This is a genomic window from Echinicola soli (assembly GCF_006575665.1).
Classification (GTDB): Bacteria; Bacteroidota; Bacteroidia; order Cytophagales; family Cyclobacteriaceae; genus Echinicola; species Echinicola soli.
Window position 1 is genome coordinate 4981912 of the sequence record NZ_CP041253.1, and the last position, 15679, is coordinate 4997590.

The following is a 15679-nucleotide window of genomic DNA, read 5'->3' on the forward strand; positions in this document are numbered from 1 at the left end:
TTATTCGAATTTGACCCAATCTACTGCGACCTTCCCCCCTTCTTCATTGACCAGGACAATGTCATGGATGCCGGAAATGTCATCTGTGATCACCTTTTGTATCATTTCCCAATTATCACCACCAGAAAACCTCACCTTTGCCAAAAGTTGCCCTTTCTCATTTCCTGAATAAAGTGCCAACTTTCCAGCTTTTGAGGCCATGATCCGTATGGAAACTGTATGAATCTTTTCATGGAAGCTGATACGATTATATTTTACCCAGGCTCCATTTTCCAACTCCACCATCCAGCCCTGAAAAGGCTTTTTATTGTCCAAAAAGGCAATGGAAGCACCTTTGTCGGCAAGCGCGCTGTACCTGTCGATCTGGATGCGATCGGTCATTTTGGTCACACCAATTCCCCGAAGGGTAGGCACCACTTTTCGAATGCTTCCCTCATCTTCAAAAAAAAGACTGTCCGTCCTAATGGAGCGGTTTTTATCAAATCCCGGCGAATAATCATTGTGATGGTAAAATAAGTAGTGCTGTCCCTTGAATTGGATGATCGAATGGTGATTGGTCCAGCAGCCCGTGGGAGATTCATCCATGATAACGCCTTTAAAATCAAAAGGCCCTAGAGGACTCTTGCCGACCGCATACTCCAATCGCTCCGTTTTATTGGCAACATGGGGATAGGTCAGGTAATAGGCACCGTCTTTTTTAAACATATAGGGGCCTTCTTTCAATCCTTTGCTCGGAAGCTCCTTTAAGATCACCGGATCCCCCGCCAGTTCGAGCATATTCTCCTTGAGTTTAGCGCCATAAATATGCTCTTGAGACCAATAGAGATAAGCTTGGCCATCATCATCAATAAACACATTCGGGTCTATTCCCTTCACTCCCTTAATAGGCTGGGACTCGGGGATGAAAGGCCCCTCAGGATGGTCGGCCACGGCCACCCCAATGGTGAATCCCTTCCCGTTGACGCTGGATTCCCTGCCATGGTCGGGAAAATAAAAATAGTATTTGCCGTTCCTTTCAATACAGTCCGGTGCCCACATGCTGTTGGCAGTGGGGTTTCCCCAAGGGACATCTTCCTGATGGAGAATGACCCCGTGATCGGTCCATTCGGTCAGGTTATCGGAGGAAAAAACATGGTAATCCTGCATGCAGAACCAATTTTCCCTTCCATTATTCTCTTCGCAATAAATATCATGGGAAGGGTAAACATAAACCCTGTCCCCCACCACCATGGCCGATGGATCTGCGGTAAAGTGATCCCTTACCAGAGGGTTTTGGGCCAGCGCAGCACCTGCCCATAATGTAAAGACAGCAAATGACAGTAGGTAGCTCTTAACCTGAGCCCGACTCATAATTAATGCTAGAAGCGTCATTGCGAACCCTTTTTGCGTTGGTATAGGGCAGGAAAAGGGTGTGGCAATCTCATTTAAGCAGAGACTGCCGCGGCTTCTTCCCACAAACCTACCCTCACGCCTCGTAGTGACGGTTTTTAAAATTGAACTGAAGTTTTTAATGTTGGTTATTTTAGGCATTTTGTAATTGGCGTTGGTTTAGAATTTATCAGTAATGTGAAAGAAGTCAACATCCACATGGCCTCCCGGTGATTTGGTTGCGTAATTGAACAGCGCAAACCTGTATCCCATAAAATGGGGAAGGGTGTACTTCATTTTCAAGGTAGATCCGATGGGCTTCCACTCTTTTCCATCAAGGCTGTAGTGGAAGTTGGCCTCATCCCTGCGGTCGGTAAAGTCACAGGTGCCTTTCAGGTAGACTGATGTTGTGCTTATTGGTACACGGTCGATCTCGTTGGCTTCTCCGGAATCGGCATTGACCATTACAATGGCCTTTTCGCCCTTCTCCACTTTCACCCCTACCTGCCCGTAATGCTTCTGGAGAAGCGCGAGACCTGCAAAGTCCCCTTCCTTCATTCCTGAAATGTCAATTTTGGTAATCCCTTCACACCTTGGGCCAATGGTCCGCTGCGTGAGGGTATTTTTGGCCTCCATCAGTGAAGCGTCCACCCTCCCGGTCATCAATCGCAGGTAACCTTTCCTTTCTCTGACTGACCAAAAATCCGGATCCGGATTATGGTTCCACTGCCAGACCAAGGGCAAGTCCTCATCTTTTCTTTTCCGGTCAAAATCATCCGAAGCCACAATACCCGGGATCAGGCTTTTATTGGCGGGAAGATCAAGCTGGTCAGGTACTTTTCCGTCCATGCCCAGGACTGGCCAGCCATCTTCCCATTTTACGGGCACCAAATAGGGAATCCTTCCTACTGCTCCATAATCACGGAAAAGATAGGCATACCATTCTCCCCCTGGTGTGTCGATCAGTCCCCCTTGGGCCACTCCCTTGTCCTGTAGCATGACCCTGCCTTCATAGGGGCCCGTTATCTGATCTGCACGATGAACGATTACGGTTCTCATGCCGCCTTGGGGCCACGAGATATTGAAGAGGTAATATTTTCCATTTACGTTGAAAAGTTGTGATCCTTCTGCGGGAAGCATCACATCAGGCCCGGAAGGAGCAGTGGCATTTTCGATCAGTACCCTCTCCGTACCTGGTTTTACTCCGGACAAATCTTCCTTCAGCTCCACCATGCTGAGTTTCCCCCCTCCCCAGATCATGTATATTTTGCCATCCTCATCAAAAAACAAGGTATGGTCATGATAGGAAGGCGAAAATGAATGTGATTTCCAAGTGCCATGTTCCAGGTCCTTGGTGGTAAAAATATAGGTCTTGCCCGTAGTGGAAGAAAATGTACTCACATAATAGGTTCCATTATGAAATCTCAGACAGCTTGCCCAAGATCCTGCGCCGTATGCATTTTTTCCATTCTCCAGGTTGATCGCATCCACTTCCCCCAATCGGTCGTAGGCATAATTCACCAATTCCCAATTGACCAGGTCTTTGGAACGCATGATTGGGACACCCGGGCTCATATGCATCGTGGTGCTGCTCATATAATAAGTATCCGCGACACGGATCATGGACATGTCCGGTACGTCGGCATGGATCAGGGGATTGCGAAACTCCCCATTTTGTTGAGCTAAGCTGGTCAGCCCCCAACTGAAGAGCAAGAAGAATGTCAAAAAGGACTGGGCAAACTTTCGCATGGTGCAGGTCTATTGTTGGTTTGATAATTTGATAATGTCAGAAACCACTTCCTTGGGCTTGTTTTCCCGATCAAACAAGAGAGGATAATCGGTCCTTCCGCGGATGGGCCAGCCATTCCTCCAGGAATGCTGGTCGGCCACTCCCCAAAGGGTGACCCTTGATATTTTATCTTGGTACTTTAGAAACAAGCCGAAAAACTCAAGATAGCGCGCATTGAAGGCATCCATTACCTCATCTGGCAATCCATCGGGAAAGGGATTCATTTTATCCTCGTAGTCAAAATTTTTGCTAACCTCCGCACCTTGGTCACCCCATGGTGAAGGAAGGACGGTGAGGTCCAGTTCGGTGACCATTACCTCCACTCCCAATCCGGCAAAGGCTTCAATGCTCTTTTCAAATTCCCCAATCTCTGGATGATGCAGGCCAATATGCCCTTGCATGCCAATACCATCGATTTTGACGCCTTCATTTTGAAGCTTTTTGACCATTCGCATTACCCCTTCCCTTTTCCCGGGCTCGGCCATGGAATAGTCATTATAATACAGCTTGGCCTCAGGATCAGCTTCATGGGCAAACTGGAAGGCCAGCTTGATAAAATCCTCGCCGATAATCTGGTGAAACTTGCTTTCCCTATAGCTGCCATCGTCCAGTATGGCCTCATTGACCACATCCCAAGTATCCACCCTGCCCTTATACCTTCCGACCACGGTATGGATATGCTTTTTCATCCGTGCAATCAGCACTTCCCGGGACACCTCTTTGCCCTCTTCGTCTGTAAAAAACCAAGGTGGTGCCTGGGAGTGCCAGATCAAGGTATGCCCATTGATGAGCTTGTTATTTTGCTCACCAAAATCCACAAATTGGTCGGCCAATTCAAAGGTAAACTTCCCTTCCTCGGGCTGAAGGCGGCCACTCTTCATACAGTTTTCGGCCACAATGGCGTTGAACTGGTCCTTAATGATTCTGGTGGCGGCCGTATCCCTGCCTGTAATTTGCCAGGTATTCATGGCCGTGCCTATGGCAAATTTATCCTTGAATGTCTCTTTCAGCACACCGGGTGATTTTTCTATAGATCCTGCTGTTGTACTACAAGCCATAAGCTTTAGACAGATAAAACCGGTCAGAATAGGTATAATGCGATGTAAGATGGATCGAAATTGCATATTAATGGTTATTATAATGTTAAGTGAATGCACTTGAACCAAGCCAAGACCAACATGGATGGAAAATCAAGCTATATATTCAGCAATATGAGAGGTGGGTAGATCAATGCGTGGTCAATATTTTTTTTGTTAATGAAAACTGACTATCTAAATCAAAGGTAAAAGCAACAAAACACGATTCAAACTTCGATACACAACACAAACAACTGATTTACAGGTTATTAAAACAATCATTGCACTTATAAATCGTTTTTTATTCACGGTAAATGTCGGTAAGCCTCTTCTGTAGCCTATCGCAGTATATCTTAAAGCCCAAACCAAGTTCGTTTACGTCAAACCACTAACTATAAGCAACTTACATCACAACTTCTAAATCATCGGGTATAACTACTTGGAAGGCTGGATATATCCCTTCATTAAAATCATTTCTATTTCCCCTATTAAAAAGGAGCAGAAGAAGCGGTACGTGAAACCCGTATCGAACACATACCACACTTCTTCTTCCTATAATTGGTTTAGGTTATCCTTCTAGTCTTACCACCCCCAACGAAGTGTTGCGGTGCCTGAAGTACCATTCCCTGCTAAGTAAACTGTGATTGTGTCCCAATAGCGAGAGCTATTATACATGCTAGTATAGTTCGGGTCATTAGTTCCTTCATGGTAGAAGTACTCCCCGATCAAAATATCGCCATATGCTTGAACACTACCCATTCCTCCAGAATAAGGTGACCAATTGGCTTCAAGATGTATAAACGGACAGGTGTCATTTATATTAACTGTCATCATGGATGTAGTAATACTAGACCCATTTACTGAAATCCCTTGTATAGGCGAGCGTTGAACATACGCATAGCTTACTGAGTAACAGAATAATAAAACGAATAAAATTAACGTTAGCTTTTTCATCAGAATTAAATTTTAGTTGTTAATTGATTTAAACTATTAAATTCATGAAATCTCTTACCAGTTTAGTTGACCATGTGCATATGCATTATTAGATGTCGCACTTAATGTCAATGTATACCATTGCCCCGTAAAAAGTTCTGTAGAGCTATACATGATTTGAGGTTCGGGATAACTCCAACCAGAGACTTCTGTTCCCGCCACATATGAGCCTCCTTGTCTAAGGAATACGCTTCCTGAATATTGATAATCAGGATCTGCTCTATGAATCACATAATAAAAGCGTATTTCACAGTAATTGTTGATGACCGCGACATCTGAATCTGCACTTACCCATGGCGTAGCCATTACACCTATACCATTATCATAAGCAAAACCACTTGAAAAGGCCATGAATACCATAGCAAACATTAAGATTAATTTTTTCATCATTTTTAGGTTTTAATTGTTAATAATTCATTAAAGCTTACTCTACTCTATAAATTGATCAATTGACTTTCTTATTGAATTGCCTTATTTTATTTGGGCAACTTACAAATCCAATAGATTGACACTAATCGGGTAAATCTCTTCCAATACGGCGATCTGTTGGTCATACATGTTGCTCTCCTTTTCTTTCAAAAAGTTATGTTGGATTTGATTCCGAACTACAGGGAAAGGAATTGTAGCAGTACCGGATTTTGATAGCAATTTGACCAACCAATAGGACTCCCCCGCTTTAACAGGCATGGACAATTCTCCGGGGCATTGCTTGCTTACAGCCTCTATAATGGACATACTATATTGCTCATTAGGCATTTGAATTTTTATGGTTTCTATTTCGCCGATATTTTCTTTAGTTCTTTTTTCATGAAATTGGGTTTGCTCCTGCAACAATTGCCGGCTATCCATGGCCTGTTGAAAATTAGAATATTTATAAACAGCAATCTTCGCCTCCCCAAAACACAGAAATTTTTCCTGTATACTTTCATAATATTCCTTCAGTTCACCTTCAGAAACTTTTAATTCCCGGAAAATTTTTTCTTGTTTAAAATGGTGTACAAAAACTCCATTTTTCTTGTATTTAATCCAATGCAAATACTCCTCATTCTCTTCCATCCCCATCCCTTTAGCCTCATGAAGCAGGTATATACCAATCAAAAAGTTGCCCATCATCTTTTTCATATCATTAGGGTTTGACAATAGCCCCCTAAATACAGGCTGATGATGGGAAAACTCTATAAAGTCGCTTGCTGTATAGGGAATTTTCTTACCTTCAAATCTATATTCCATCAATACTAATTCAGGATCTACACCTGGCCATTTTTTGACATCTGGATCAAACCTAGCAGCCATCTCCATAATGGCCTGCTTATTCATAATAGGATTTGCCTCCTTAAAAATCCGTTGTTGGCTCTCCCATATGTACTTTTCTTTCAAACCAAAAAGTAAATCCTGCTCAATAATGGACTTTTCTTGCTCATAAGGCCTTAAAGGTCCTCTTTTTGAGTCGGCAATATGGACAATTAAAAATCCATTTAAAGTCTCCAATGGTCCAAAAACATCCCCAATATTCAATTGATCCACATTTTCAAGGTATATCCCAATTGGGTTAAATGGGTAGTGGGATGTGTATGTATAGGTTTTGATCCTTTCATCTGAATCAACTTCTTGCTTTAGAATGTTAAAACCTTCAATAGTATTTACTTCTACTTTAGGGTCAAGGTATTCCAAAAGCGTTTCCCTCGTAGGGATAAGTATCATCTCTATATCATATCCTAATTCTCTGCGCTTATAGGCTTTTTGAAGTGCTTCTTCATTGACCTTGAGATGCGGCTTTACCTTTTTATTCCATAGATAGCCATCTACAGTTGAAGCATAAAACCGTTCTAAATATTCCAGCTGTTTCTCCAATTTGGCTATTGTATCGTACCTGTGGTCAATGGCAAAAGCTAATAGGTATCCTTCTTCGATCATCTTTTGATGGACGGCAGAATCGGATAAGCCCTCGTATTTCCCCGAGCCCTTTAAGTATCGATAGTCCTCCGGTGTCATGATATATTCACCAATTTCCAGAACAATGTCCCTATCTTTCTTTTCCCCGCATCCAAACATGATCAGAAATAGAGAATAGGTTAATGTAATTAGGTTTTTCATGTGCTAAAAGTCATCAGTCTTTTCCAAATTTTCATATGCACAGCAAGCCATCAATGAACTTGATATCATTGCTATCCGGAAAAAAGCCGGTGGCAGCCCCTTAAGTCCACCACCGGTAAATTCTATTTCCACTATAGGCCCTGAAGCCCCTCCACAACCCCCGCATAAGCAGGTTTCCTGTTAAGGTTCAGGTCCCATAGTCCCTGTCGCTCACCTGGCAACCAATCGGCATCATCAGCACTGTCGGTAATGCCCCAGACGGTAATACCGTAGCGCTGCTGTTCAGGGACATGCTCTCGGTACATGTCGACCACATACTGATACATCTCTGCCTGTTGCTGCAACATTTCAGGTGTAGGCTCCGCCGTGTTCACCCGGACATCGAGTTCGGAAACCTTGATGAGCTTGCCTGTGGCTGCCAGCATTTCAAACATCATGGCTATATTCTGCTTGTTGGAATCAATGCCGATGTGCATCTGTGTACCGATACCGTCCACTTGTGCGCCTTGGCTTTCCAGATAGGAGACATAGTCGATAATGCCCTGGCATTTGTCCAGGTTATATTCCAGGTTATAATCATTGATAAAATGCAGGTCATCAGGATTCCCATATTCCCTGGCCCACTGAAATGCCTTGACGGCGTAATCCTTGCCCATATAGTCCTGCCAATAAAATTCATCAGCCGCTTTATCGGTCTTTCCTACCCCTGTTTTCAGTTCGTAGGGATTGACATCATCCATGGGCTCGTTGACCACATCCCAGGCTTTCACATGATCGACACTGTTAACAACCATTTCGGTAATCCAACGTTCTAGTTCGCCCGAAACGATGCTTTCCTTTTCTTCAGGAGTTTTCTGTACCAAGGTGGTGGATCCCCCAGAGAGTGAGGCACTGCTCAGCACCACATTGTCGATATATACGGTCCCCGCATATTCTCCATAACTGACGATCAGTCTACTTCTATCGTCTGCCGTGGCGGTGGTGGTAAGTTCTACCTGCTGCCATTCCTGGGTGACCATTACTTGGCCAAATCCATTCGAGGAATAATCAGGACTTTGGAGTTCCGGCCGGATAATACCCTGGGCATCACCTTTTACCCAAAAGGACAATTTGTAAGCTTCTCCATTTTTCAGGGGCTCACCTAACTCATAGGAGGTCTGCACTTCCCAAAATCCACCCGTTACCGATGGATTGGTCACAAAGAAGGCCTTGCCTTCTCCACCAAAACCCAACCCATCCTCGGTAATGCCACGGGTAGAGTTGTTCCCCCAGCCTCCCCAGCCGGTGCCGGCCTCAAAATCCCCGTCCACGACAAGGTTATTGGTCATTGGTTCGCCATTGGGATTAAAGACATACAGGTTGTTGATATCCAGGTAATGGGTGGCACCCGGCGTATAGCCCATATCAAATTTGATCTTAAACGTCTCCCCTTGGAAATCACTTACCCTAAACCGTATCTCCTTCCATGACATGGAAGTCTGGAAAGTAGCCGAGGCAGTACCGGTGGACATCCAGTCGATTTCCGGTTCGTTGTTCTCCAGCCCTTCAAAGCTGATCCTTCCTTCCGCATCCCTATCGGATTTGATATATGCGACTATCTCGTATTCGTTTCCGGGCTCAATGACAATCTCAGGAGTGACCAATTGGAGGTCTCCGGGAGCTGAAACGCTGGTGCCAGCAGTCAACTTAAAGGCTGGTGTTCCTAAGCCCATTCCTTCGTCTTCAGACAAGACCATATCACCATGACTCCCCCATTCAGTAAGGTCTCCGACCATGGCTCCGGAAAGATCAAGCTCATTGGCAAAAGCAGGGGAATTGACCACAAGAGGCTCCAATAGACCGTTCAGGTAACCTGCATTTTGATTGGCGTGCCAACAGAGCGTATGGCCATAAATGCTGGTTCCCGCCGCCGCCGCAGCTTCATACATGGCATTTACGCCATCCAGCAAAAGGCTGCCATCTGCCTGTACGACAGCGCCATGTTTCATGCCATAACCAGCCGTGATTTCATTGAAATTGCTGTTGATCAAACGGTACATCACCCCTTTATCCGCATATTGGGACTGGCTTACTGCACCACCCAGCACAAAACTGGGATGGGCAGTGCTGTCCACATAGGATTTTAGGGGCAGATACGCATTCAATTCCTCCTGCATGGCAATACTCTCCGGTTTTTCCACTTGGTATTCATCCGTGGGCACATAGTCCACACAGGATGTACCGAGGCTTACAGCGAGTATTCCCAGTATATTGATATAGCTTGTTTTTATGTTCATTGGTTATTGAGTTATTAGGTTACTGGTGAAATGTCCACAGTCCACTGTCAAACGGCCACGTTCGAGCCTACTAATTCATAATTCCTCATTATTAATTTTATTTGAGCACAGGGCTAAAGGTTTCCATCCCCACGCCACGGTCCCTGAGGACCAAGGTATCCACCGTGGCCACGTGTATTTGGTCCATGTCAATCTCATATTCGAGGTATACTGCATCCCGGTCCTGGTTTCCCCAGCTGGCTTTCTCTCCATCTTTCACAAAGGTTCCTGTCCCAGTAGCCGTGTAGCCATCTTGGGCAGCAGATACGGTACAGCTTCCATCGTCAGCAAAGGTCAGTAGCAGGTCGGCGGTAACGTTCACTCCTCCTTCTCCGGTCAAGGTAAGCGGAAACACCACTTCGGTCATGGATCGGGTTACCAATTCATTGATTTCATCATCCTCTACGTTTTCTTCATGTCGGACCACTGTTTCATCGATGATCGCTGGATTCTTTCCGGTAATAATATCCCTGCCCCGTCGCAGGTAATTGCCGTGCCATTCGTTTACATACTTTAGGGCATACAACGTAAAGTCCTTGGGAGCAGGGAACCAGTCATCTGCAATTGCCCTGTTGGGATTGTCCACCACCGGAGTGCCGGACAACACAGAATCCGCATTCATCACTTCTGTAATCTTTACAGGAAGCACAAAGGTTCTGTTCACTGCACGGGGATCGTTAAAAAATGCTCCGGTAAGCTGTACTTCCACTCCTCCGGCCACGGTGCCTTTGGGAATGGTGACTGTTTCGGAACTTAGTTGGTAAAATTCGGATGAAAGTACTTGGATTTCCTCCCCTCCTTCTTCGAACAGCAGTCCTTCGGCCAGGGATTCATCCACTTCTATCTGAACGGTTACATCATTTGGCGAGGAATACCCCCCCCGGCGGTCACCATCAACTTGAATTTACCTTCATTGTCCAGAGAGGTGTCAAAAATATCCTCTCCAAAGGTGATGGTCCTCACCGGAAACTGGTAGGCAAAATAAACCGTTTGATATTCAAAATCGGGAAATTCCCAATCCTCATTCTCGCAGGATGAAAATATCAAGACAATCGCTATAAATATATATGGTATTTTTTTCATTGTTTTTGAATTTAATTCACTTAAAAACCAGTTATGCTTAGCTTTCAAAATAATTACCAGCCGGTATTCTGTTGAAGCGCACTAAATTTCAATCGCTCACTGTAAGGAATAGGCCCATAAATCATATAATCCTGATAAACCCGGTTTTCTACATTGATAGTGGAGTAATTACTTTCATTCTCAATGCGCATCCCTTGAGCGGTCTCTGTCAAATCCAATTGCCATCTTCGCAAATCCCAAAAGCGGAATCCCTCAAAAGATAATTCCAAGCGCCGTTCGTTTCGAATCAGTTCCCGCATGGCAGATTGGTCACTTTTTATGGACTCCAAATAAGCATCTCCATTGTCCGTACCAATACCAGCCCGTTGACGGATGGCCTTGATGACATCATAGGCAGAGAATCCAAAAGATCCACTGGACATTGGTCCCCAAGCTTCATTGGCTGCTTCTGCATAGATCAAAAAGAACTCGGTATAGCGCATTCTTGGCTGCAGGTGCCGCTGCCCCGTAGTGGCCACTGGGTCAAGGTTTACGTCCTGACGTAGAAGCTTGCGCATGTAATACCCCGTACGCGTGGAAGTCTCCACTTTGTTCAGGCCATCATTGGTATCCGAATCCAGGGCCGTATTGATGGTGCTTCCCGTTGGGCCGGCCGTGCTTCCATTGAGCAAAATGAACTGGGCCAACCTTGGATCCCTCTCCGCATAGGGTGCCTCTACAGTATATCCAGCGGCTGGATCCATGATGGGATAACCATTGGCCATAGGAAAAGCATCGACCAAGTTCTGCGTGGGATTTACCAACCCTTCACCGTACAGTGTAGGAGGGAAATTTTGTGTTTCCAGATCATTCGTAGGTCCACCAATAGAACCTCTCCAAAGGATCTCTGGTGGGTTGTTTCCGGCTCCCAGCCCATCGATTACCGAGGTATTGTTATACCAGGTCACCCCATTGGGATCAAGACCGCTCACGCCACCGATATCATTGAGTAAGGTACCGGCATAGGTAGCGGCATCCGCCCATTTGGATGGATCATTGTCCAGGTTAAAGGAAGGACTCGCCGCCAACAATGCTGCCTGCGCCCTGATTGCCATGACAATCCTTCCTGAGACCAATTGCTTGGCATCATCGCCAAACACCCGGTTGTACTCGCTCACTTCGGCACCGGCATCACGATATTTTGATGGTATCATGGACGCATCACCGATATTGTAATAATCCATGGGAAGTAAATCCATAGCGGTGTTAAGATCCGAGTACAGTTGCGCCATACAGGCATCAAAGGTGGCTCTTGGCATATTGAAATCGGAATCCACCGATTGGGGTTCCAAAAATATGGGAACGCCCAAAAGATCTCCTCCGGCTACTCCTCCATGCGCCTGCAACAGGTAATACATAAAGAGCGCCCTCAATCCATAGGTCTCGCCAGTCAATCGGTCCAAAAACATTTGGTTTACCTGGGGATTGGAGGAATACTCCGTATTGCCCACTTCGGTCAACATCTCATTGAGGTATTGGATGGCGGAATTGGCGGAATTCCACCTGTCAACAGGGTTGAAATTGGACGCCCATTGTCCAGTGGCCATGTTCAGAAAACCATTGTCAAGATCATTGCTGACCGCATCATCAGTGGCCATTTCGCTAAAATTATAGCCATTGGAGGGAATCCTTAAATAGGCATTCAACAATAATCCCTGTACCATACTGGGCCTCTCCCTGATCATGTCCTTTCGTTGGATATTTTCCGGTGCCGGATCGATAAGGTCACTGCAGCTGGTGGTCAACACCAAGGCCATCATGGCGAACTTTATTTTTATCATTATCTTCATCGCTCTTTTTTGGTCTAGTTAAAACTTCGCTTTGATACCAACATTATAAAACCTGGTCTGCGGGGCACTGCCGATGTTCATCTCCAAAATATCCCTATTGGGTGCAATGGTCAGAAGATTTGCTCCATTGGCATAGACATCGAGCCCTTTCAAGAACTGCTCACCAAACATCCTGCTCGGAAAGGTATAAGAAACCTGAACCCTGGTAAGATCAAACCTGTTGGTGCTGTACATCCAGAAATCTGAATTTCGGAAATTATTGGCCCCATTTAAGGTGGTAAGACGCGGGAAAGTGGCCGTTTCTTTGGTCGCCTCCGTCCATCTGTCCCGTACCACTTCGGAGTACTTATCATCACCGTTTACCCAGAAGTAATCATTGGTCTTCATCGCATATGCTCCTGTACGGGCAGTTCCCAAAGCGAAGAAGGTGAAGTTTTTATATTTGGCCGAAATATTCACGCCCATAGTAAGGGGCGCTCCGGACCATCCGCCCCTACCGAGGTACACCTCATCCTGAGCGTTAATGACGCCATCCCCGTTTTGGTCCCTGTATTTTATGTCCCCCGGTTTCACTTCTCCAAAAGCCTGTTCAGGACTGTTTTCGATATCGTCGATCCCTGAGAAAAAGCCAAGGCTTTCCAACCCCCATATACCATCCAAGGGCTTTCCTACCCGACTTTGATAATCAAACTCGAAATTCTCTGATCTTTTACTGGCCTTGGTGGTATAGTAAATACCAGAGAATCCAAGGGTCCAGTCTACCTGGCCAATGCGCTTGTTCAAGTTCAATTGGAAGTCGGCCCCCGTTCGTTGGTCGTTATTGTAGTTGATATAGGGAATCCAAGAGGATATCGGCCATCCTGTACTGAAGTAATTGGGATAGATATTATTGTTCTGAACAAATAATCCAGTCATTTTACTGGTAAAAAAGGAACCGTTCAGGGTAATGAACTTATCAAATAGGGAAGCGTCCAGCTCCACGCTGATCTCTTCCCGCTTTGGCATGGCCAAATCCAGGTTTTCGCCCCTCCTTACGTCAGTGGCGTTATTGTTCAGACCGTCTTTCCACTCGTACCAGGATCCTTCATCGGTATAAATCCCTTCATAAAGGTAATATTCCTCGATGTCCAGGTCGGTATGAAGGATCCCACCCGACACGGATAGCCTAAGGTCGTCCACTACACTGGATGAGGCCAAGAACCCCTCTTCACTGAGCCTCCACCCAAGGGATACCGTAGGAGAAAAAGCATTCCGATTGCCCGGTGCCAACTTGGCGCTGTGTACCATTGCGCCGCTAAAGTCCAAGTAGTATTTCTGGTTGTAATCATAACTACCATAAAGCCCTAAATTAGCGTTACTGGCCTTATGGTACATCTCAGATTCACCTGTCTGGAAACCATTGGCGATCAACATGGCGGAAATATGGTGCTTATTGTCGATGCTTTTTTGATAGTTCAGTTGCCCGGAAAAAGACAGGGTTTGCCGAAACCAGCTATTATCGATATTTTGTGTTTTGGAGCTGGCATCCTGCCCGTATTTGGTCAAGCTGGCTATTTCGTCCATCCCATTAAAATTGGTCCAATTGGCTTGGTAAACGGCATAATCATTATTAAAGGACAGGTTATAGGAAGTGGCATAGTCGAGCCCGAATAGGGAGTTAAAGCTGAGCCCCTCCAGTACATTGCTTAAATCCGCGTTGACACCGGCATTAAACTGGAACTGCCTGCTTGTATATTTAGTTGATCCTCCCCCGTAGCTTCCTGCAATCGGGTTGGTCTGGTCCAGTTGGGAACCACCTAGCAAGTACCTGCCATCGATAAGGTGCTGGCTGTTCTGCACATAATTTTGCGAAACCTCATCATCGGGTGACAACATGTCGATCGGGATCAGTGGAGCAAAGCGGTAAGGACGCAAGGTCGTGGATCCGCCCCAATAATCTGCGTTGATACCCTTCCCATTATAAAAGATTGCGGCAGCATCCACTTTTGCCGAGATAAAATCGTTCAGGTTGATATCGACATTTCCACGAACATTAATCCGCTCATTTCCGTTTTGGGCTGCCTGTCCAAAATCCAATACAGAACCCTCTGTCCAAAAACCGATGTTGCTATAATACCGGGCCCTTTCATTGCCACCAGAAATTTCCATGGTGGCATCATAGCGTGTATAGGTTTTTTGTAGATAATCGTCTGAAAAATAATCGACATTGGGATAGCGGTAAGGATTCCTCCCTGAAGAATAATTATAGATATCCTCTTCAGTATACAATGAACTTAGCCCATCATTGGACCGGGCCTCGTTGTACAAGCTCATGTATTCCCCAGACCCAAGGTATTTGGGATAGCTTTTGGGTACATTTACCCCGGCATTGGTCCGCACATCTATGGTTTGGGTATTGGTCACGCCCCTTTTGGTGGTGACCAATAACACGCCTCTGGCACCACGGCTTCCGTATAGGGCAATGGCATTGACGCCCTTTAAGAACGTAATTTGGGCAATTTCTGTGGGCATCACACTGCCTAGGTCACGGGGCACACCATCCACCAATGTCAGGTAGCTACTGTTTCCCCACAGGTTACCGTTAAACCCTCCCACATAAGCTTCCATACCATCCAGGGGATAGGTAATGTAATTTTCATTCATGACATCATGCATGTTCACGTAGGAAACACCACCCATAAGGTCACGCTTATCCTTGGTCTGAAATGCCACCAACACTTCCTCACCCTCTAAGTATGGATACATGACAATCTCTTCAAGATCGGGATGTGCCTGAAGGATCTTGGTTTCATAACCAGGAGCCTCTACTGCCAGATATGCATTGGAAGTCACCTCCAGCTTTACGGTTCCCAGGCTATCGGAAACCGCTGAATAATCATCTTGGTCACTGGTGATAATGGCACCCGTGATAGGATTACCGGAACTGGCCCTCACTATGGGGGCTATATTTATTTTCATTGTACCCTGTGCCATCAGGTGCAGCGGAAGCAGCACCAAGCAGATACAGCATACAAAACCTGTTTTTATATATTTCATATGTTTACAATTTTTTCTTAAAAGCCACATGGAATCTCGCACTACGGATAACCATCCCAGCGTGTGACACTTGGGTCATGCTCGATTTCATCATCT

At 45.5% G+C, this 15679-nt stretch carries 10 protein-coding genes; all 10 read right to left on the reverse strand.

All coding sequences use genetic code 11. The features are described from left to right. Window positions 1-1350, reverse strand: coding sequence for a family 43 glycosylhydrolase (locus FKX85_RS19340; protein ID WP_141616288.1), 1350 nt, complete (start codon window positions 1348-1350; stop codon window positions 1-3). 198 nt (window positions 1351-1548) lie between these two features. Next, the gene (locus tag FKX85_RS19345) at window positions 1549-3117 is read right to left on the reverse strand and encodes a glycoside hydrolase family 43 protein (protein WP_141616289.1); all 1569 of its coding nucleotides are present in this window, start codon (window positions 3115-3117) and stop codon (window positions 1549-1551) included. Window positions 3118-3126: 9 nt separating this feature from the next. Further along, window positions 3127-4215, reverse strand: a complete 1089-nt coding sequence (locus tag FKX85_RS19350; RefSeq protein WP_141616290.1) for an endo-1,4-beta-xylanase — start codon at window positions 4213-4215, stop codon at window positions 3127-3129. Between the two features lie 1026 nt (window positions 4216-5241). Next, entirely contained in the window at window positions 5242-5616 is a 375-nt protein-coding gene (locus tag FKX85_RS19355; RefSeq protein WP_141616291.1) for a hypothetical protein, read from the reverse strand. Window positions 5617-5715: 99 nt separating this feature from the next. After that, entirely contained in the window at window positions 5716-7077 is a 1362-nt protein-coding gene (locus FKX85_RS19360; protein WP_141616292.1) for a peptidyl-prolyl cis-trans isomerase, read from the reverse strand. Between the two features lie 374 nt (window positions 7078-7451). Then, window positions 7452-9596 (reverse strand): endo-1,4-beta-xylanase, encoded by a 2145-nt coding sequence (locus FKX85_RS19365; RefSeq protein ID WP_229239694.1) that lies wholly within the window; start codon window positions 9594-9596, stop codon window positions 7452-7454. A gap of 97 nt (window positions 9597-9693) precedes the next feature. Beyond that, on the reverse strand, window positions 9694-10473 hold the full coding sequence (locus FKX85_RS19370; protein ID WP_229239695.1) for a DUF5627 domain-containing protein: 780 nt from the start codon (window positions 10471-10473) through the stop codon (window positions 9694-9696). 14 nt (window positions 10474-10487) lie between these two features. Then, window positions 10488-10718: a hypothetical protein gene (locus tag FKX85_RS21700; protein WP_229239696.1), complete on the reverse strand. Its 231-nt coding sequence runs from the start codon at window positions 10716-10718 to the stop codon at window positions 10488-10490. 53 nt (window positions 10719-10771) lie between these two features. After that, window positions 10772-12538, reverse strand: coding sequence for a RagB/SusD family nutrient uptake outer membrane protein (locus FKX85_RS19375; RefSeq protein WP_229239697.1), 1767 nt, complete (start codon window positions 12536-12538; stop codon window positions 10772-10774). A gap of 27 nt (window positions 12539-12565) precedes the next feature. Next, entirely contained in the window at window positions 12566-15583 is a 3018-nt protein-coding gene (locus tag FKX85_RS19380; protein ID WP_141616294.1) for a SusC/RagA family TonB-linked outer membrane protein, read from the reverse strand. Window positions 15584-15679 lie beyond the last annotated feature (96 nt).